Here is a 22,122-nt window from a genome sequence, read left to right as displayed (position 1 = left end):
GATGTTTATATTAGGTATATATAATCTTTTTATCTATTTTTTTACAAAAGATGTTAGTTATCTTTATTATGTTCTTTACATTTTTGGAATAATCTTACATCAACTGATTTATGTAGGCTTTATAAAAACACATATGTTAAGCCCTGAAAGTATGGGCTTTATTATAGAACTTGCATCAGTTGTCGTTGCCCTTCCAGTTTATGCATTAGGTTTCTTTACTAAATATTTTTTACAAACAGAAAAATATAAAATTCATAATAAAATATTAAATGGATTTCTTATACTAATTCCCATTTCAATTCTATTTTTTTTACTCACAGATAATTATGATAAATTTAGAAATAGTATAACCATGTTACTACTTATTTATTTGATGTATTTTACTTTTTATGCAGTTATTAAAAAAAATAAACAAGCATATTTCATTCTTTTTGGTTGGATAATTTTCTTAACATCTGGAATGTTGATGTATTTATCAAGTGCAGGAATATTCAATATTCATACATACATACCTTATTTAATTGAAACATCTTTTGTATCGGAAGCTATCGTATTTTCTATTGCACTTGCAAATAAAATTAATAGCTTACAAAAAGAGAAGAATGAAATGGATGAGAAACTTATTAAACAACAGAAAAGTGAAACAAAGAGATTATCAAAACAGGTTGATGAGAAAACAAAAAGTTTACAAAAAACATTGAGTGAAAAAAACCTACTTTTAAAAGAATTAAATCATAGAGTTAAGAACAATATGCAAACTATTGTTTCTTTAATTAGACTACAAAATGACGAAATTAAAGATACTAAATTACAAGATATATTGCTTACAATACAAAATAGAATCAATGCAATGAGTCATTTACATGAACTATTATATAGTCAAAATGATATATCACATGTAAATGCTTATGAATATTTTGAAACTTTAATTGATGAAGTCAGATCCAGTTATGAAAATAATATTAAATTAAATCTTAGTATAGAATGTGATTTAGAAATGGAACAGGCTATATATTGTGGACTTATATTAAATGAGTTAATTACAAATTCTTTTAAATATGCTTTTCCTCAAAATAATGGCTCAATAAATATAAAACTTTCCAAAAATATTAATAGACTTACGTTAGAGGTAAAAGATACAGGAATTGGTTATGATCAAAATATAGCATCTAATTCATTAGGATTATTATTAGTTACTACATTAACTACAGAACAACTAGATGGAGAAATTGATATTAATTCATCAAATGGTGTAATAACAACAATAAGTTGGCTAGAAAATGAAAAAAAATAAAATTTTAGTTGTCGAAGATGAATCTATTGTTGCTCTTGATATAAAAAAAGCATTAATCAATCTAGATTATGAAGTGACTGGATGTGTTAAAAATTTTGATGAAACAATATCTAGTATAATCAAAAATAAACCAGATATTATATTAATGGATATAAACCTAAAAAATAGTAAGGATGGTATTGAAACCGTAAAAGAAATTCAAAAGATAGAAAACATTCCTGTGATATACTTAACTGCATATTCAGATGAAGAAACAATAACTAGAGCAATAGAGACTAATCCTATTAGTTATCTTCTTAAACCATTTAATAGAGATGAATTAAAATCCACTATACTTCTAGGTCTCTATAAAATTAATATGTCAAATAATATTAATACTAAAACTAAATGTACATATCTAGGTTTTAACTATTATTATAATCTAGAAGATGAAATACTTTTCTTTAATAATATACCTATAAAAATTAGTATTAACGAAAAAAGACTTCTTACAATATTAGTAGAAGCAAAAGGAGCTATCGTTTCATTTAGAGAACTAGAATATTATATTTGGCCTGATGTAGCTGTAACAAATAGTGCATTAAGAACTCTACTTTATAGACTTCGAGGTAAACTAGAATACAAAATTATCGAAACTATACCATCTATGGGATGTAAACTAACACCTAACTTCTGATATAACATTTATATTTAACTAATAAACTACAGTTTCTGTGACAGAAACTGTGACACAAGCCATATACAATTTGTCCTAAAAAAGGACAAAAAATGACGAACATAAACAAAAATGTATCACTAAACCAACTACAAGAACTTCTAAATAGAAGTATTCAAGAGAAGATAAATTATCTTCCTGAAAGTTTCTACAATGAACAAAAGAAAGCATTAGAGATTTTTAATAAACGTATTTTTTTAGAAAGTATTATCGAGAAAACAATATCTTTTAACAAAAAACTATGTTGGAACTATCCTGGTGAAAACCTAAAACTTACAACCACCGCAGAAGAGCTAATTGAAGTATTTAAATTAAGAAGTGATGTCTATACAGACATAAATTACCAAGAAGAATTTCCTGATACAATAGAAGGATTAAACTTTGACAAATTTGACACACATTCTGCAATAATATATTATAAAAATAATAAAGAAGTTAGCGGTTCAATAAGGTTAATCTTTGATTCTGAAGAGGGTTTACCAACAGAAGGTAAAATTAAATTTGATGATGTAAGAAAAAAATATAACTGTATTGGTGAAATATCAAGAAATGTGGTAAAACATAGAGGAGCAGGATTAAATCAAGAATTTAAATACCTGATGTGTGGTATATATAATGTATTTATTAACAATGATATAGATATTGCACTTTCAGGAATAAGAAAAGATCATTTGAAATTATTTAAAAAGTTAGGTGGAGTTGATATTTATAAAGAAATGAAAGGATATGGTTCACTAAATGTACCTTTCTTAATTATTTCATACAATCCAAATTTTGCATCCAAATTTTTTAAAAAAGTTTTTTTAAATTAATAAAAAACATATTTATTAATTAAATTTTTGAAGAAGCTTTAGAAGAAGTATCATTTAATAAATCACTTATTTCTAAGATTCTAGAGACTAAATAGTCTCTTTTTCTTAGACCATATAAAACTGTAAAGATAAAAATAAGAAGTATAAAAAAAGTACTATATAATGTGATATTAAAATATAAAATATTCTCTTCTGAAATAGTATAACTATTAAAAATAGAAAGATTTAATATCTCTGTATTTGTACTATTAATTATATTAATTACATAAATTAATAAAAGAATAAAAATAAATAAAAAAAGTAAAGCTAAAAGTTTTTGCATGAAACGATCATTTTTCTTTAATTCTTTATTAAGAGATGTATATTCATTTATCAAAGATTCTTCAGACATTATATTACCCATATTTTAAATTATTTATTACTATAATAACTTATTAGTGTCACAACTAGCGTCACAAAATTAATTTTATTAACTATAAATATATAAGAATTGATAATAATGTTATTGTTTTTTGTGTACAATATCATAAATAATAAAAAGTGATATTTTAATAAATATGTATAAAACAAAAATATTAATTGTTGAAGATGAAACTATAATAGCATTGGATATAAAAAATACAATAACTAAATTAGGCTTTCAAGTCACAAATACAGTTACAAATAATATTGATGCAATAACTAGTGTAAAAGAAGAAATGCCAGATATAATACTTATGGATATTAATCTAAAAAATAGTAAAAATGGAATTGAAACAACTCAAGATATTCAAAAAATAAAAGATATTCCCATAATCTATTTAACAGCAGACTCTGATGATAAAACAATAACAAAAGCGATAGAAACAAACCCTATTGGTTATCTATCAAAGCCTTTTAAAAGAGAAGAATTAAAATCTACAATTATGCTTGGTTTATACAAAATTAGTAAACAAGAGCAAGAATTAATAAATAATAACTGTGTTCACATTGGATTTGACTATTACTATGATCATATAAATCACAGTTTATATTATAAAAATACGCCTATTAAGTTAAGTGTGAAAGAAAGGCATCTCTTAAAAATTTTAATTGAAGCAAAAGGAAGAATAATTACTTTTGAAGAAATAGAATATAATATTTGGCCAGACTGTCCTGTTTCAAACAGTACATTAAGAACTTTAATATATAGACTTAGAGTTAAACTAGAATATAGATTTATTGAAACAATACCTGCCTTTGGATGTAAACTAACTCCAAGCTTTCAATTATAAATAAAGAACTAATAAAATATAAAAGTTCTTCATTTAAACAGTTTAAAAACTTAATAAATATCCACTTCCATATATACTTTGAATAATATCAACAGGAAGTTTTTTTCTTAATCTTTTTACAAGATTTCTAATACTTGCATCATTTACATTACTTGAAGAAGAGTCATCCCACACATAAGAAGAGATATCTGAAGGTTTTACAATTTGATTTTTTTTATTTAATAAGAGTTCAAATAATATTCTTTCATTTTTTGTTAAATCTACAATTTTATTTTTATTAAAAAACATTCTTGTTCGTTTATCCCAATAACATGCTTTTGAAATAATAACTTTGTCATCTTCTCCTTTGTACTTCTCTTGGCTTATCTTTTCTATAGTACTTTCAATCACATTTTTAAATTCATTTCTATTTACAGGTTTAATTAAATAATCAACAAGATTTAACTTCACAGCTTCAAATAAGAACTCTTTATGAGAGTGTGCACTTAATATAATTATAGGAGTTTCTTTATCTTCTTTCCTAATAACTTTTATTAATTCTAAACCATTTAATTCTTCCATTGTTATATCTAACAATAAAATATCTGGTTTTCTATCTTTATATATGCCTAATGCTTCTCTACCATTGCTTGCTTCATATATTTTTTCAAAATAATTTTCCAAATATAAAACATAATTTTTTCTAACATCTTTATCATCTTCTGCATATAAAACTGAGTAATAATCTTTCATCTTTAAACCTTTATTTTAAATCTACATCCATTTTTAATATTTTCGACACTTAAATTTCCATTCATTGAATGTTCTATTATCATTTTTGCCATATATAAACCAGTACCTGTACCTTTATCTTTGTGCTTTGTTGTAAAATAAGGCTCAAAAATTCTATCTATAATTTTTTCATCAATTCCACCAGCGTTGTCTTCAATCATAATCATTTCATCTATATATATATTTATTTCTGCATTTTCACATTTTTTAGAAACAAATGCATCTCTTGAATTATTTAAAATTGATATTATTGTTTGAATATACTCTCCTAAATAACCTTCAATCAAAGTATCATTTACATTAAAAATCCTAATGCGTATATTTAGTCTATTAAAATTATAATTTATTATACTAATAGCATCATCAACTGCATTTGAAATTAAAAAAAACTGTTTATCTTTTTCAGGATTAAAAAAATTTCTAAAACTTTCAATTGTTTCTGACATATATTTTGTTTGATTTTCAATTTCAATTAAATTCTTTTCTAAATTATTATCTATGATATTTTTTTTCATAAATATAGAATCTAATACAGCAACATTGGAATTTATGGCATTTAATGGTTGTCTCCACTGATGAGCAATATTATTTAACATTTCACCCATACTTGCCAACTTTGCTTGTTGAAATAACAATTTGTCTTTTTCTCTATTTTTTCTTAACTCATGTCTCACTGCATTTTTTAAATCTCTATTTACTTTTTTTAATAAAAACTGTCTATACATAAAAGCTACAAATAAAATACCTATTACAACAAGTATTTTTAAAATTAAACTATAATCAATAGTTTTTTCATGTTGAATAGAAATCCATGAATTTTTAATTTCTCTTTTTGTTTTGTCAGAAACTAAATCTATGGATTTATTTAAAATAGAAAGTAAAATATTATTTCCTACTTTAACACCCATACTTCCACCATGTTCACTGTCATCTAATCTATTCATAATTTTTAATTCATATGCATACTTATTTTGTATTCTATATGCCAAAGAAGAAGAAACATCAATAAATCCATAAATTTTATTATCCGCTAAAGCTTTTAATCCTTCATCTGTTCCATTAAACTCTTTCAATTTTAAATATGGATACTCATTAAGTATAAACTGTTTAATATTTTTTGAATATGAATTTATACCTATAATATTATCTTCAATTTTTTCTATATCAATTAAAAAAGGTTCATCAATTCTTGTTGCTAAAACTAGATGCCCTGTTAAATAAGGTTTTGTTGGCTCTAAATTTTCAAAAACATTTGGTTTACTTAAGATTATAGAAGAAAAATCAACTTTTCCTTTATCCACATAAGATAAACATTCATCCCAGTTTTTAGTTCTCACAAGTTCAATTTTTGCATTTATTTTACTTTCAAGAACTTTCATAAAATCAACTATAATTCCTTTATATTTATTGTTTTCAAAAAAAGAATATGGATGGAAAGAGTTCCTAGTACAAAATTTCAAAACTTTTTTATTTTTTAAATATTCATATTCTGAAGGAGTAAAATCCATACTATTTTTATAATAAATTCTTAAATAGCCAATTTTCTTATTATTAATAATAATCTCTTTCTCCTGAAATATTTTACTTGGATTAAAGTTCTTATGATACTTCTTCATCTCTTTATGCAAAATCTTATTTTCATCTATCCATGAAGTAAAAATTACTTCATCCAAAAAACTATCATATAATTGTAGAGCAATCATGTAATCTTTTTGCAAATAGACTTCAAAAATATTTTTTATCTGTTCAATATTCATTTCATAAAAAGGTTTTTTTATAAGTTTTATTAACTGCTCTTCATTTTCATTACTATATTCGTTTTTAGTAGTTTTTAAATTATTATCCAGAGATAAACTAAAATCATAATCATTTATACTTTCCAAAGTAATATCATTTTTTGAAAGAAAATACGTACTTAGTATATGATTAATTCTTTTTAATTCTAATTTTCCTAAGTTTCCCTTTTCAACTTCTGATAAATCTTTTAAAACTTCTGCCTCATATAAATAGTTTTCATAGCTTAATTTTTGAGTATTATATTTTTTTAAAATAAGTTTTATCGTTTCATCAATATTTTCAAAAGCATATTTCCAACCTCTCATTGAGGCCTTATAAAAGTTTTTTGCTCTTTTTGGATTTGCTTTTATATTTGATTCTGAAGTAAATAAGATATCTCCATAAAAGTCAAAACCAAAATTTAAAGGATAAATATAATTATACTCTACACCTTTTTTTTGCAATAAAAAAATATCATTGATTAAAGATGCTGCATAAATATCAACTTTTCCAGAAATAAGATCATTTATATCATTTGAAGTTGGTATTTTTTGTAATTTTTTGTCAGTTAAATTATATTTCTTCTTTATTGTATTAACTAAAGTATTATCATTGGATTCTAAATCTAACATAATTTTTTTATTTTCAAAATCACTAGGAGTATTAATTTTAGATTTCTCTAATGTTAAAAAAATCAAAGGAGAATGTTGAAAAATTGCACCTAAAGGGGAAATCTTCTTTCCTAACATCTTTTCATAAATTAAGATTGAATCGGATATTCCAAATGAATTATCATTTTCTAAAACTAAATTTGTAGTATTTATAGCCTTTTCTGATTCTTTTATATGAACATCTAGACCATATTCTTTAAAAAAACCTTTTTCTTTAGCAATATAAAAACCTGCATATTGAAATTGATGTTTTGATTTTAAATATAAATTGACTTCATGATTTTCATCATGAGCAAAACAAAAACTAACAAAAGTTAAGATTAAAAAAATTAATCTCATTAGAAATCATCTTTACTTTTAAGCATTTCATCCCAAGTAGGAATAATCATATCTATATATTTGGAGTCTTCTCTTTTCATTTTTTTTTGAAAGGATATAGCAGATTCTCGTATATCTAAAATATTATTGTTTAAACTATTGATGAACTCTTGACTATCTTTACTCTTAGAACACCCTATATATACGTGATTAAAATTAGGAAGATTCTTTATTTTTATAAAAACAAAGTCTTTTTTTAATTCTTTTTTATATTTTTTTAATAATATATCTAATTTTGTATTGTAAATTATTGTTCCATCTATATCTCTATCAACTATCATCATTTGTATGAATCCATCTGAAATATTAGCTCCAGACCTTTTATATAAATTCTTTTTACCTTCATATTTTTTTATAATATTATCTATGTCAAAGCTATAAGAGCGACCATTTGCAATACCTAATTTAAAGATATTTGAATCTAATAGTTTTTCTAAATCAACATCATTTTCATTAGAAATATATTTTTTAATTTTTTCTATTGATTTACTTTTTACAACTAAACCAAGTTGCATTGCAAGTGCAGTAAAAGATTTTGAAAAATATATATAATCTTCTCTATCTTTATTTTTTAATAAACATGGAGCACAAATTAAATTTGATGTTTTAATTTCTTCCATCGTACGAGAAAATGGAACCATAGAAATTTTATGTTCATAGTCAGTTAATTTATTAATAGCCGTATTCATAGCATCTATACAAATTCCATCTTTATGCTTATCATTAATATTCATAAACGGTGGAAATTTTGTTATATGCCAATTTACTTCAATTTTTTTTGCAAAGACTGATGTAAATGTTAAAAAAAATATCAATAAAATTTTCATTATATATTATATCAATAAATAGTTAAAAATAATTAAAACTAATTGAAAATAAAGTAATAATAAAAAAATTATTAAAAAAAGAAGATAGCTCCTCTTTTTTTAATTAAGTTTACAACTAAGATTTTTTTCTATTAATTTTCTATCTAAATAAACTTGGTCAGATTGAATTTCATCTAAACTTACAGTTGCACTTCCAAATTTTCTTAATACTACACCTGTAGCTAAGTTTGCAAACTCAACTGAAGTATGAATATCATTATCTAAAGCTAATGCAAAGCCAATAGAAGCTAATACTGTGTCACTTGAACCTGTAACATCAAATACTTCTAAAGGTACTGTAGGCATTATAGAAAGCTTATCATTTTTTAATACTGCAACACCTTCTTCACTTAATGTAATTAAAGCTGTTTGCATCTCAAATTTGTTTTTTAATTCTTTTAACGCTTCTAATAATCTATCATTATTATCAATTGTAATACCTGTAACAGCTTGTGCTTCATCTTTATTTGGAATTAATAAATAAGCACCTTTATATTTGTCATAATTATCTCCATAAGGATCTACTATTACTTTCACATTATTTTTATTTGCATAAGTAATTATTTTTTGTGTAAAGTCTGCTGTTAATACACCTTTACCATAATCAGCAAGTAAGATAATATCATATGCATTTATTTTTTCTTGTAATTTAGCATATAGTTTTTTTACATTATCAAAAGATATATTATTTTTACTTTCATGATCAAATCTAAAAACTTGAGAATGAGATGCCATAATTCTAGTTTTCTTTGAAGTTTTTCTCCCCTTCTGTTCCATTAAAAAAGATTTAGTTTCTAACTCATCTAACATATGTTTTAAAGATACAGCTGTATCATCATTTCCAACAACAGACATTACACTTACTTTTGCACCCAAAGAAGTAAGATTTCGAATTACGTTTCCAGCTCCTCCAAGTAAAGTTTTTTCTTCTTCTACATCCACAATTTGAACTGGAGCTTCTAAAGAAATTCTTTCACACTTTCCCATTAAATAAGAATCTATCATAAGATCACCAATTACTAAAATCTTTGGTTTTTTTTCAATTTTAATCATATTCTTGGCCTTTTTTAATTTTTTAATATTTAAACTTATTTTTGTATATTTTTTAAGAACTCAAGAGTCATTCTAACTCCTGCACCACTTCCACCATAAGGATTATATCCCCAAGCTTTTTCAACATATGCAGGTCCAGCTATATCAAAGTGAACCCATTTCTCTTTATTTTCTTCACTTATAAAGTTTTCTAAAAATAAACCTGCTGTAATTGCCCCACCATATCTTGTACTTGCTACATTACAAATATCAGCAACTTCAGACTTAATAGTTTTTCTTAAAAATCTATTGAAAGGTAAAGAAGTAGCATATTCACCAGCATCTAAAGCATTTGCAACTACTTCTCTTTTTAAGTTTGTATTATTACCCATAACACCAGTTGTATATTGCCCTACTCCAACAACACAAGCACCTGTTAGTGTTGCATAATCAAAAATATAATCTATATTTTTAATCTCTTCTTGTGCATAACATAAACAATCTGCAAGAACTAATCTACCTTCAGCATCTGTATTTCTTACTTCAATAGTTTTCCCATTTTTAGCAGTTAATACATCATCAGGTTTATATGCATCTCCACCAATCATATTCTCTACTGCACCAACTATACCATGAACTTCTACAGGAAGATTTAATTTTGCAATAGCACTCATAATTCCTAGAACAGCACATCCACCACTTTTATCTAATTTCATAGTAACCATAAAATCTGCGGGTTTTAAAGATAAACCACCAGAATCATAAGTTAAGCCTTTTCCTATTAATACTACTTTCTTTTTAGCATTTTTTGGTTTATATGATAAATGAATAAGTTTTGATTCATGAACAGAAGCTCGTCCTACACTAAGCATTGCGTTCATATCATTTTTTTCTAAATACTCTTCACCTCTAATTTTACAATGAAGATTTGACTCGTCTGCAATATCTTTTGCAACATTTGCCATAACACCTGGATAAAAATCTTCTGGCGTAGTATTAACCATATCTCTAGTTCTATTAACTGCATTTGAGATAACTATTGATTCATTTAAAGTTTTTTGTAATTTAGAAGTGATTTTATCTACACAAATATTTAATTCTTGTTTTTTAGACTTCTCTTTTTTTGATTTATATTTATTAAAAGTATATGAACCTAATGAAGCACCTTCTACTAAAGCTTTTAAAGATAATTTTTCTAATGAAATCTTAGCATTTTTGAATTTTGTTGAATTAAATTTTTTAATTCCAGCAGATGCAGCAATAGCAATACTATCGTAATCACTATTTTCACAACCTACGTATATTTTTCTTGCTTCTGGTAATAATATTACCGCTTCATCTTTAGGCTCAAAACCTAAAGTCTCTAAAATATTTTTATCTTCTACTTTTTCTATAGAACTTACAATAATAATTTCAATATCTGATTTTGTTTTTTTTATATTTTTTTCAATTAAATTAATTTTCAAAATTTTTCTCCTTTTTCTTTGTTACTGCATGGAAATAGTAAACAATACTACCACCAAAGAATACAGCTAATGGTGCTGCATAATACCAATGTTCTTTAACCCATTTTAATACAACTAAAATCTCTTCACCAAAATACCAAGCAGGGACAATAGTAATTGCTGCCCAACACCATGCTGAAATTAAATTAATAAAGGCAAACATTTTTGCATTGTATCTTGTAAGTCCAATTGAAATTGGAATAATAGTTCTCATACCATACATATATCTTTGTACAAAAATAATTGGCCAACCATATTTTACAAGTAATAAATGAGCTAAGGCAAATTTTCTTCTTTGACCTTTAAAGTTTTTATGTACATATGATTTATTAAATCTTCCAATATAAAAATATATTTGATCTCCTGTAAAACCACCAAGACCTGCAATAAATATAGCTATATACATATTCATATCACCAGTATGAGATAATAAACCAGCCATAACAAGACCAGCTTCACCCTCAAGTATACTCCATGCAAATAAAATTATATATCCATATGTTTTTAAAAGATATACAAACTTATTTTCAAAACCTTCAACTGGCGCAATATAAAGGTTATAACCTAAAAAGATAACAAACAGAGCAACAACTACGAATAGTATTTTTCCTGAGTTATTTTGTAATTTTGTTTTCATTAAAAATCCTAATCAAAGTGCAAAATATCTTTTGCCTGTACCATATCTTTATCTCCACGTCCTGAAAGATTAATTACTATAATTTTATCTTTAAATCTTTCTTTTGCTTTCTTTAAATATGCAATTGCATGTGAACTTTCAAAAGCTGGAATAATTCCCTCTTTTTGAGATAACCATACAAAAGCATCTAAAGCTTCTTCATCCGTTATTGAATCATATTCCACACTACTGTTATCTTTATGAAAAGAGTGTTCAGGTCCAATTCCTGGATAATCAAGACCTGCACTAATTGAATGTGCTTCTAAAACTTGTCCATCTTCATCTTGAAGAAGATATGAACACTGTCCATGTAAAACACCAGGAGTTCCTTTTTCTAAAGAACATCCATGTTTATCAGTATCAAGACCAAGTCCACCAGCTTCAATTCCTATACATGTAGTCTCTTTATCTTCTAAAAAATGAGAAAAAATACCAATTGCATTTGAACCGCCACCAATACATGCAACTACATAATCAGGAAGTTTGTTTTCTTTTTCTAAAATCTGCTTTCTAGCTTCATAACCAATAATTGCTTGAAAATCTCTAACCATTACAGGATAAGGATGAGGACCAGCAACAGTACCTATGATATAAAAAGTATCTCTTGCATTTGTAACCCAATATCTAATTGCATCATTCATAGCATCTTTAAGTGTTTTACTTCCACTTTCAACAGCTACAACTTTTGCTCCTAGAAGTTTCATTCTAAATACATTTAACTCTTGTCTTTCTACATCTTTTGCACCCATAAATACCGTACATTCTAAGCCCATAAGTGCAGCAATAGTTGCTGTTGCAACTCCGTGCTGCCCTGCTCCTGTTTCTGCTATTACTTTTGTTTTTCCAAGTTTTTTAGCAAGTAAACCTTGTGCAATTACATTATTTACTTTATGTGCACCAGTATGATTTAAATCTTCTCTTTTTAAATAAACTTTTGCACCAATTTCTTCACTTATATTTTTGGCTAAATATAAAGGATTTTCTCTTCCTACATAATCTTTTAGTAAATCATTAACTTCAGTCCAGAACTCTTTATCAAATCTATATTTTTCATACTCATGTTCTAATTCTTTTAAAATTGGCATCAAAGTTTCAGGAACAAATCTTCCTCCAAACTCTCCAAAGTGCCCATTTGAATCTGGATCAAATGGTGATGGTTTTGGTATATAAAATTCTTCTTTCATTATTCTCTTCTTTTCTAAATATCTAGCACTGAATATACTGGTGCATGTTCTTTGATCTTTTCATCACCTTTTAAAAATGTAAGATTTAATAAAAAACAGACTTCAACTAAATCTGCCTTTACATTCTTTACTAATTTAGCCGCTGCATTTGCTGTTCCACCAGTTGCTATTAAATCATCTATTAGCAAAACCTTTGCATTATCTTTAGGAAAAGCATCTAAATGAATTTCTACTTCATCAAAACCATATTCTAATTCATATTTTTCACATACAGTAGTACTTGGAAGTTTTCCTTTTTTTCTCACAGGGACAAAACCAATATTAAGCCTATCAGCAAGTGCTGCACCAAAAATAAAACCTCTTGAGTCAATACCTGCAACATAATCTAAATTATAAGATTTATATCTATCTTCTAAATGATTCATTAAAGCTTGATATGCTTCTTTGTTATTTAGTAAAGTTGTAATATCTTTAAATACTATTCCTTCTTTTGGAAAGTCCTTTATATCTCTTATTGAATCAAATATTAATTTTTTATCTTCTTGGCTCAAACTCATTTTTTTTCCTAATTTAATATTATTTGTTAAAAGGTATTTATTTTATCTAAAAGAGTATTATGATTCTCTATAATAGTTTTATAAAGTTGTATTAATCTAAAATAATGTCTTTAACCTCTTTTATACTTGGGCAAATATAATCTGCAATTGATTCTTTCTCATTAAAATTGTGACCAGATTTTACTTGAATAGTATTTGTGATTTTTGCATTATTTGCACATTTAATATCAGAAGATTTATCACCTATTAACCAAGATTTATCTAAATTAATATCATGGTTTTTTAAAATATTTTTTATCATTCCTATTTTTGGTTTTCTACAATTACAACCATCGTTTGGTCCATGAGGGCATAATTCAACTTGAGAAATTTTTATATCATATTTTTCTAATTCTTTTTTCATCCAGTTAGTTAATAAATCAAAATCATCTAAAGAGTAATATCCTCTTCCTATTCCAGATTGATTCGTAATAATAAATAGTTTATACTCTAAAGATTGAAGATATTGTAAAGTTTCAAATACACCTTCTACAAATTCAAAATCTTCAATTTTATATAAATAGTTCTTCTCAATATTAATAACACCATCTCTATCTAAGAAAATTGCTTTTTGCATACACATCTACCTTGTATAAATATAGATGTATTCTATCAAAACTATATTAAATCAATATCTAAATTTCTAACACCTAATTCATCTAAAGCTTTACATACATTTCCAGCATCTTTTATTATTTTAATCAAAACACTACTCTCTTTTACTTCTAAGTCTATACAATTTGTACCATTATCAAGAAAAGATATTTTTTTATCTGTTAATACCCAATTAGCAGTATTTAAAGTAATAGCATCTGATATTTTATCTAGTTTTCTATTCACTAAATAATAACTTTGAATAGATGTAGTTGTTGTAACTATATCTCTTTTTATAGTAGATGCTAGAGCAGAATCTCTACTATTCATATATTTTGGAATTGCAAAAGATGCAATAATCCCTATAATCACAATTGCAAAAATAAGTTCCAACAAAGAAAAAGCTTTCTTCATATTTTAACCTTTTAAAATAATTTAAAAGATTATAACTATAGCTTACTTAATTTATAATAATAAAATGTATTATATTATAATTACTACAAAATATCTGGAACGTCTATTTGAGTCTCTTTATTAGTATCTACAACTGATTCAAACACAACTTCAATAGGTGCTTCATTAGAATTTTCTTTATCAATAAATCTAGTAAGTTGTTTTTGGAAATCAAGTTTTACAGTACCAATAGGACCATTTCTTTGTTTACCAATAATTATTTCAGCTTCTTCAACAGGTTTATTTACGAAAGTTGATTTATACTCTTCACCTTTATCTTTCGCTTCTTTCTCTTTTCGTGCTTCATCTCTCTCTTTATATACATCATCTCTATATACAAACATGATAATATCTGCATCTTGCTCAATTGCTCCAGACTCTCTAAGGTCTGATAACATTGGTCTTTTATCCGGTCTATTTTCAAGTCCCCTATTTAACTGAGAAAGTGCAATAATAGGAATTTTCATCTCCCTTGCAAGCATTTTAAGACCCCTTGAAATATCAGAAACTTCTTGATGTCTATCTTTATTTCCAACACCTTGCATAAGTTGAAGATAATCAATAATCACAAGGGAGATTTTATTGTCTTCATTTTGAGCTAATTTTCTTACTCTTGCTCTTAATTGGTTAATATTAATACTTCCACCATCATCTACAAAAAGTTTTTTTGTATTTAAATCATCAAAAGCAGCAGTTAGATTTGACCATTGATTGTCATCCATATCACCTTTTCTAAGATTTTGTAAAGGAATAGAAGTTTTTGCAGCTAACATTCTTAGCATCAATTGTTCAGCAGGCATTTCAAGTGAGAAAAATATTACACCTTTATTTGCTTCAACATTTTTTAAAGCCATATTTAAAACAAGTGCAGTTTTACCCATAGCAGGACGTGCTGCAATAATAATTAAATCACCTTCATTAAATCCTGTTGTTCTTTTATCTAAATCATAAAATCCAGTTGTTTCACCAATTAGATGTTTATTACCCATCTCTTTCATTTTTTTAATATAAGAAAGAGTATCTCCTGTAATAACTTCCATATCTTTTAATTCAGAAGTTGCACTATCTGTTGAAATTTTATAAAGTTCGCCTTGAACTACATCAAGTGCATCATTTGCTGTTACTTCATCTTCAAGTGAAACTTTTTTAATAGTTGTTGCAAGTGTAGTAAGTTCTCTTTTTACTGCACCATCTTTTATTTCTCGTACATATGCAAGTGTATTTGTAATTGGATTTGCAGATAGTATTTCAAGTAAAATTGAATCATCTACATCTTTTGAATCAATTCTTTTTCTAATAAATTCCTCATCAATAGGCATATCATCACTATGAAGTTTCATCATTACATCGAAAATCTTTTGATGTGCAGGTAAATAAAAATCTTTTGGTTTTAAAACACCTAATATATCTTCTATCTCTTCAGGGTTAAATAAAACTGAACTAAGTACTGCTCTTTCTATATTAATACTATATACACTATCCATTGATTCTCCAAATTATTAAGGCTAAATTGTATCTAAATTTATTTTATAAGTAAGACTAAAAGTTAAGTAAGGAAAAGTGAAGAAAAAGCTATTGCTCTTTTTTAGCTTCTTCTTCTACTTCTTGTAAAAATCTATCTAAAAGTTCTTCTGTAGGAAGTTTTGCAATAGTCTCACCTTTTTTTATAATAAGACCCGTACCTTTTCCATAAGCTATTGCAACATCTGCTGATTTTGCTTCACCAAGGGCATTAACTACGCAACCCATTACAGAAACATTAAGTGGTGTTTTGATATGTTTTGTTTTCTCTTCAACTTCGGCAACTGCACTTACTAAATCAGCTTCAATTCTCCCACAAGTTGGACAAGAAATAATATTTAATCCTTCTTTTGTAAGCCCTGCATCTTTTAATATTGCACGCCCTACTTCAATCTCTTTTTCAAGCTCACCAGTAATAGAAATTCTCATAGTATCACCAATACCATCAAGAAGTAAAGATCCTAAAGCAATTGAAGATTTAATTGTAGAATGGAAAAGTGTTCCAGCTTCTGTAACACCTAAATGAAAAGGGTAATTATTCATAGGTCTTAGCATTCTATATGCTTCTACTGTTCTTTGAACATCTGATGCTTTTAGAGATATCTTTATATCTTCAAATCCTAAATCCTCTAGATATTTGATATTATAATCTGCACTCTCTACCATACCCTTTGCAGTTTGTCCATATTTATCTTCAAATTGAGACTCTAAAGAACCGCAATTTACACCAATTCTAATAGGTAAATCTCTCTCTTTACAAGCGCGTACTACTTCTGCTACTCTTTGTTTATTTCCAATATTCCCTGGATTTATTCTTATACAATCAACAGACTGGGCAGCGATTAAAGCTAATTTATGATTAAAGTGAATATCTGCAACAAGTGGTAAAGAAGTTTGTTCTTTAATACTTTTTAGTGCATTTGCAGCAGCCATATCGGGAACTGCTACTCTTACAATATCTGCTCCTGCAAAATGTAAAGCTCTTATTTGTTCAACTGTAGCTTCCACATCTGAAGTCTTAGTATATGTCATAGATTGGACTGAAATTGGCGCATCACCACCAATTGCAACATCACCTACATAAATTTTTTTTGTTGGGTATCTTTTAATATTATTCATAGTGTGCGAATTTTATCAAAAAAAGATTAATTCATAGTAAAGTTTTTTTATTGGTTTTTTTTATAGAAATTATTTTAAAAAAATTTATACTTTCTTTAATAAATTTATCTTATAATTAATAATACTATTATAAAAAGATTTTTTATGGGAAAAACTAAACTTGTAATAACACTACTATTATATATACTTATATCAATAGGTATTTTTCTTATATCTTATAAATATATACAAAAAGAAGAAAAAAGTCTACTAAAACAAAAATATTCACAAATATCAAATCACATGAAAAAAAATTTATCAACATTAATTGAAGATAAAAAAAATGCTACTCTAGCTTTTGCAATATCAGCAGCTAAAGATAAAAAAATATTAAATGCACTTTTAACAAAAGATAGTACAAATATCAACTTAAAACCTTTTTCTTTGGAACTAAGAGAAAAAACAAACTTTAAAAATGTATGGTTTCAAATACTTGATGAAAAAGGAAAAAGTTTTTATAGAAGCTGGAGTAAAACAAAAAAGGACTCTTTACTTTTTAGGGCTGATGTAAAAAATATTTTAAAGAAAAAAGAGATTCAAACTTCTATTAGTGTGGGAAGATACGATATGACTTTTAAGTCTATGATACCTATTTTTTCAGAAGGTAATATGGTTGGAATACTTGAAATTATAACTCATTTTAACTCTATTACAAAAATTTTAGAAAATGACAAAATAGACTCTATTGTATTAGCAGATAAACAACATAAAGATAAATTAACATATCCTTTTACAAAAAAATTTATTGGAGACTATTATATTGCAAACTTAAATGCAAAAGATTATTTAATTGACACTATAAAAAAAAATAATCTAGAAAAAATATTAAAAATTAAAGACTATAAACTAATTGATGAAAAACTATTAACAACATTCTCAATTATTGAACTAAATAAAGATGTCATAGGCTACGTTATAATGACAAAAAAGCTAAAAGATATCAACCTAGATAGTATTAAATCATTTAAAATAAGCTCAATAAGTTATGTTGTTATGTTTATCATTATTATCGGTTTTTTAATTAGTTTATTAACTTATTATCTCTACTCAAACAGTATAAAAAAACTAAATAATGAATTAAAAGAAAATCTAAAAAAAATAAAACTACAAGAGAGTAGAAACCAGATAATACTAGATTCTCAAAAAAATATTATTGTTATTACTGATGGAGAAAAATTACAAAATGCAAATAAAGAACTTTTAGTTTTCTTTGATGATTATAAATCTTTAGATGATTATAAAAAAGATTATGATTGTATTTGTGAAACTTTTATAGAAATGCTAGATGATTCATATGTAATAGAAAAAGATTATGATGGGAAGAATTGGGCAGAATATATTTTAGACAATCCAACAAGAAAATTCAAAGCAGCAATTAAAAGAAAAGAAGTAGTTCATCATTTTACTTTAAATGTAAATCTAAGTAGCTTTGAAGATGAAAATAAACCTTATATAATTGTTACATTAACAGATATAACTCAAGAAATAAAACAACACCAAAAACTAAAAAGCTTAAATGACAATCTTGAACTTATTGTAGATTTTAAAACAAAAGAATTAAAACAACTCAATGATAATCTTGAAAAAAAGATATCAATTGAAATAAAGAAAAGTAAAGAAAAAGATAGACTAATATTCCAACAGAATAAAATGGCTTCTATGGGAGAGATGCTTGAAAATATTGCCCATCAATGGAGACAACCACTAACTAGTATATCAACAGCAGCAAGTTCTATTAAACTACAAAAAGAACTAAACATATTAAATAATCAAGAGCTTGTTACTTCTTGTGATTTTATATTAAAAAATTCGCAATATCTATCCCAAACAATTGAAGATTTTAAGGACTTTTTTAAACAAGATAAAGAAAAGCAAGAATTTTTAATAAAAGAGTCAATTTTAGAAAATATTGCATTATTAAAAGATAAGTTAAAACATAACAATATACAGCTGCATTTAGATATAGCTCATGATGAAAAACTTTTAGCATATAAAAATGAATTCCAACAAGCAATATTAAATATTATAAATAATTCAATTGATGCATTTATTTCAAATAATTGCAAAAGTAAAAAACTCATAATTATTGATTATAAAAATAACACTTTAACTTTTCAAGATAGTGCAGGAGGAGTTGAAGAAAATATTATAAACAAAATATTTGAACCATATTTTACAACAAAACATCAAAGTCAAGGTACAGGAATAGGACTATATATGACACGAGAGATATTAGTAAAACACATGAATTGCACTCTTAATATAAAAAATGAAGAATTCAATTATGAAAATGAAAAATATAAAGGTTTAAAATTTACAATAATATTTAATTAGCAGCATTTTAGAAACAATTCTTTATTAAACTTTTATTTTGAAAAACTAAGATATAATTGCGCCATATTATATAAAGGATTTATATGCAGGATTTTACTATTTTTGATATGGTAATCGTAAGTATCACTGTCCTACTTGGTTTAAAGGGACTATTTAGAGGTTTTATTAAAGAAGTTTTTGGGCTAGTTGGAATTATAGGTGGGCTTTTTGTAGCATCTAGAGTTGCTTTAGATATTGGGAATATAATTGCACCTATATTAGCTTTAGAAAACATTGCAACAATCAAATTAATTGGTTTTGTTATAGGACTTATTGGTTTTTGGGCAATTGTTTATGTACTTGGTATCATTTTAAGTAAAATATTTTCGGCAAGTGGACTTGGAATATTTGATAGAATTTTAGGTTTCGTTTTTGGTAGTGCAAAAGTATTTCTAATCTTCTCAGTTATTGCATATGCTTTATATCAAATGCAATCGTTTAAAGGATTAATGGATAAAAAATTTGCAACTTCAACAACATTCCCATTTTTAATTGAAACTGGTGGATTCATTGTAAAATTAGATACATCTGACTTTACAAATGCTATAAAAAAACAACTTCCAAATGAAGAGAAAGAAGATATTGAAGAAGACCCAGATTTAATAAAAGAAAAAACTTTTACTGAGGAAATCAAAGATACTGTAAATGAAATTAAAAAAACTACTGTTGAATCAGGAACTACTGTAATTAATACAGTTAAAAAAACTGTAAATGAAAATGTAGAAAAAGTTACTAATAAAATAGAAGAAACTGCAAATAAAACTCCAGATGAACTTGGAAATACAGAAGAAATAAAAAAAGATGCTGCAAAAATGGCAGAAGAATTAAAAGAAGGAAATTAGTATTGTTTGAAAATAAATATATACAGCAAAGAATTGAAAAAGCAAATACACTAAGAGAAAAAGGAATAAATCCTTATTCAAATGAAAGTACAAGAAATACAACAATTTCAAAATATTTAAATGTAAATAGTGACCTTGTACAAACAGAAGAAAAAAGAGATGAAAATAGAAACTATACAGTTGCAGGAAGAATTAAATTCTTCAGACTTATGGGTAAAGCTTCATTTCTAAAAATAGAAGATGAAAGTGGAATTTTACAAATTTATGTAGCAAGAGATAATCTACCAGAAGGTTTTTATAATGAAACTTTCAAAAAAACTGTAGAAGTTGGTGATATTATTGAAGTATCTGGATATCCATTTATTACTGGAAAAGGTGAATTATCACTTCATGTTGATGGATTAAAAATTTTAACAAAAGCTATTTCACCACTACCTGAAAAATATCACGGTATTCAAGATAAAGAGTTAAGATACAGACAAAGATATTTAGACCTAATAATGAATAGTGAAGTTAGAAAAACTTTCCATATTAGATCTAGAGTTATTTCTCTTACAAGAAGATTTTTTGAAAATAAAGGTTTCTTAGAAGTTGAAACTCCAATGATGCACCCTATTGCAGGTGGAGCAAATGCAAAACCATTTACTACTCATCACAATGCACTTGGTGTTGATAGATTTTTAAGAATTGCACCAGAGTTATATTTAAAAAGATGTATTGTTGGTGGATTTGAAGCAGTATTTGAAATCAATAGATGTTTTAGAAATGAAGGAATGGATGCAACGCATAACCCTGAGTTTACTTCTATTGAATTTTATTGGGCATATAAAACATACAAAGATTTAATTGAACTTACAAAAGAATATTTCGAATTCTTATTTGAACATTTAGAATTACCTACTACATTACCATATGGTGATTTAGAAATTGACTTTACACAATTCAGTGAAATTCCGCTAATCCAATCACTTGTTGATATTGGTGGTGTACCTGCAGATATTGTAGAAGATAAAGATAAAATAATTGCATATTTAAAAACTGCAAATGTTGATGTAAATGAAAAAATGAATTTAGGTCAACTTCAAGGTGAATTATTTGATGAATACGTTGAAGATAAATTAATAAACCCAACGTTTATTACTGAGTACCCTGTTGAGATTTCACCATTAGCAAGAAGAAATGATGAAAAACCTCACTTAACAGATAGATTTGAATTATTTATAGCAGGAAAAGAGATAGCAAATGCATTCTCTGAGCTTAATGACCCACTTGACCAACTAGAAAGATTTGAAGGTCAAATGGCTGCAAAAGAATCTGGTGGAGATGATGAAGCCCATGAGATGGATGAAGACTTTGTAAATGCTTTATCTTACGGAATGGCACCAACAGCTGGGCAAGGTATTGGTATTGATAGATTAGTAATGATGCTTACAAATGAGCACTCAATTAGAGATGTATTACTATTCCCTGCAATGAAACCAATCAAAACAGAAATTGATTTACACGCAGAAGAAACTGAAAATAATTAAAAATATATAGGAGAAAATATAAATATGAGCTACATAACAGAGCAAACATTAGAACAAGCAGATAAAGAGCTGTTCGATATAATAGAAGATGAACTAGAAAGACAAACAGACCACCTAGAGATG

20 protein-coding genes are annotated in these 22,122 nt (G+C 26.0%); 7 read left to right on the top strand and 13 right to left on the bottom strand.

What is annotated here, in order from left to right; all coding sequences use genetic code 11:
* The 3 genes from BT997_RS14730 to BT997_RS14720 form a co-directional block, all read left to right on the top strand.
* Positions 1-1,294 (top strand): 7TM diverse intracellular signaling domain-containing protein (locus BT997_RS14730; protein WP_072682702.1); only part of this gene is annotated, 1,294 nt, incomplete at its 5' end.
* The gene (locus BT997_RS14725; protein WP_072682701.1) at positions 1,281-1,970 is read left to right on the top strand and encodes a response regulator; all 690 of its coding nucleotides are present in this window, start codon (positions 1,281-1,283) and stop codon (positions 1,968-1,970) included. The genes BT997_RS14730 and BT997_RS14725, both read left to right, overlap by 14 nt.
* Positions 1,971-2,062: 92 nt before the next feature.
* A complete protein-coding gene (locus tag BT997_RS14720) occupies positions 2,063-2,821 on the top strand; it encodes a hypothetical protein (RefSeq protein ID WP_072682700.1) in 759 nt (252 codons plus the stop codon).
* A 19-nt stretch (positions 2,822-2,840) separates the two neighbouring features.
* Here BT997_RS14720 and BT997_RS14715 read toward each other — a convergent pair whose 3' ends face one another.
* Positions 2,841-3,212 (bottom strand): hypothetical protein, encoded by a 372-nt coding sequence (locus BT997_RS14715; protein WP_072682699.1) that lies wholly within the window; start codon positions 3,210-3,212, stop codon positions 2,841-2,843.
* A gap of 166 nt (positions 3,213-3,378) precedes the next feature.
* On the opposite strand from BT997_RS14715, the gene BT997_RS14710 reads away from it, so the two are divergent.
* Positions 3,379-4,074 carry a response regulator gene (locus BT997_RS14710; RefSeq protein ID WP_072682698.1) on the top strand — a complete coding sequence of 232 codons (696 nt, stop codon included), beginning with the start codon at positions 3,379-3,381 and terminating at the stop codon, positions 4,072-4,074.
* Positions 4,075-4,116: 42 nt separating this feature from the next.
* Here BT997_RS14710 and BT997_RS14705 read toward each other — a convergent pair whose 3' ends face one another.
* The 12 genes from BT997_RS14705 to ispG all read right to left on the bottom strand — a co-directional run bounded on the left by BT997_RS14705 (position 4,117) and on the right by ispG (position 17,216).
* Entirely contained in the window at positions 4,117-4,806 is a 690-nt protein-coding gene (locus tag BT997_RS14705; protein WP_072682697.1) for a response regulator transcription factor, read from the bottom strand.
* Between the two features lie 2 nt (positions 4,807-4,808).
* Positions 4,809-7,631, bottom strand: coding sequence for an ABC transporter substrate-binding protein (locus tag BT997_RS14700; protein WP_072682696.1), 2,823 nt, complete (start codon positions 7,629-7,631; stop codon positions 4,809-4,811).
* The gene (locus BT997_RS14695) at positions 7,631-8,485 is read right to left on the bottom strand and encodes a hypothetical protein (protein ID WP_072682695.1); all 855 of its coding nucleotides are present in this window, start codon (positions 8,483-8,485) and stop codon (positions 7,631-7,633) included. Before BT997_RS14695 ends, BT997_RS14700 begins: the two co-directional genes overlap by 1 nt.
* Before the next feature lie 111 nt (positions 8,486-8,596).
* A complete protein-coding gene (rfaE1, locus tag BT997_RS14690; protein ID WP_072682694.1) occupies positions 8,597-9,589 on the bottom strand; it encodes a D-glycero-beta-D-manno-heptose-7-phosphate kinase in 993 nt (330 codons plus the stop codon).
* A 35-nt stretch (positions 9,590-9,624) separates the two neighbouring features.
* Positions 9,625-11,034, bottom strand: a complete 1,410-nt coding sequence (locus BT997_RS14685) for a leucyl aminopeptidase (protein ID WP_072682693.1) — start codon at positions 11,032-11,034, stop codon at positions 9,625-9,627.
* Positions 11,024-11,710: a DedA family protein gene (locus BT997_RS14680; RefSeq protein WP_072682692.1), complete on the bottom strand. Its 687-nt coding sequence runs from the start codon at positions 11,708-11,710 to the stop codon at positions 11,024-11,026. The genes BT997_RS14685 and BT997_RS14680 overlap by 11 nt, the downstream gene beginning before the upstream one ends.
* A gap of 8 nt (positions 11,711-11,718) precedes the next feature.
* On the bottom strand, positions 11,719-12,933 hold the full coding sequence (trpB, locus tag BT997_RS14675) for a tryptophan synthase subunit beta (protein ID WP_072682691.1): 1,215 nt from the start codon (positions 12,931-12,933) through the stop codon (positions 11,719-11,721).
* A gap of 14 nt (positions 12,934-12,947) precedes the next feature.
* Positions 12,948-13,490 (bottom strand): adenine phosphoribosyltransferase, encoded by a 543-nt coding sequence (locus BT997_RS14670; protein WP_072682690.1) that lies wholly within the window; start codon positions 13,488-13,490, stop codon positions 12,948-12,950.
* A gap of 91 nt (positions 13,491-13,581) precedes the next feature.
* Complete coding sequence (gmhB, locus tag BT997_RS14665) at positions 13,582-14,106, bottom strand: D-glycero-beta-D-manno-heptose 1,7-bisphosphate 7-phosphatase (protein WP_072682689.1); 525 nt, start codon at positions 14,104-14,106, stop codon at positions 13,582-13,584.
* Between the two features lie 41 nt (positions 14,107-14,147).
* Complete coding sequence (locus BT997_RS14660) at positions 14,148-14,537, bottom strand: prepilin-type N-terminal cleavage/methylation domain-containing protein (protein ID WP_072682688.1); 390 nt, start codon at positions 14,535-14,537, stop codon at positions 14,148-14,150.
* 83 nt (positions 14,538-14,620) lie between these two features.
* Entirely contained in the window at positions 14,621-16,060 is a 1,440-nt protein-coding gene (locus BT997_RS14655; RefSeq protein WP_072682687.1) for a replicative DNA helicase, read from the bottom strand.
* 88 nt (positions 16,061-16,148) lie between these two features.
* A complete protein-coding gene (gene ispG, locus BT997_RS14650) occupies positions 16,149-17,216 on the bottom strand; it encodes a flavodoxin-dependent (E)-4-hydroxy-3-methylbut-2-enyl-diphosphate synthase (protein ID WP_072682686.1) in 1,068 nt (355 codons plus the stop codon).
* A 144-nt stretch (positions 17,217-17,360) separates the two neighbouring features.
* On the opposite strand from ispG, the gene BT997_RS14645 reads away from it, so the two are divergent.
* The 3 genes from BT997_RS14645 (at position 17,361) to lysS (ending at position 21,999) form a co-directional block, all read left to right on the top strand.
* On the top strand, positions 17,361-19,589 hold the full coding sequence (locus BT997_RS14645; RefSeq protein ID WP_072682685.1) for an ATP-binding protein: 2,229 nt from the start codon (positions 17,361-17,363) through the stop codon (positions 19,587-19,589).
* Positions 19,590-19,672: 83 nt separating this feature from the next.
* Positions 19,673-20,470, top strand: a complete 798-nt coding sequence (locus tag BT997_RS14640; protein ID WP_072682684.1) for a CvpA family protein — start codon at positions 19,673-19,675, stop codon at positions 20,468-20,470.
* 2 nt (positions 20,471-20,472) lie between these two features.
* Positions 20,473-21,999 carry a lysine--tRNA ligase gene (lysS, locus tag BT997_RS14635; RefSeq protein ID WP_072682683.1) on the top strand — a complete coding sequence of 509 codons (1,527 nt, stop codon included), beginning with the start codon at positions 20,473-20,475 and terminating at the stop codon, positions 21,997-21,999.
* Positions 22,000-22,122: the final 123 nt, after the last annotated feature.

This window comes from Arcobacter sp. LA11 (assembly GCF_001895145.1).
Classification (GTDB): Bacteria; Campylobacterota; Campylobacteria; order Campylobacterales; family Arcobacteraceae; genus Halarcobacter.
This window is presented reverse-complemented; position numbering and strand designations above follow the sequence as displayed.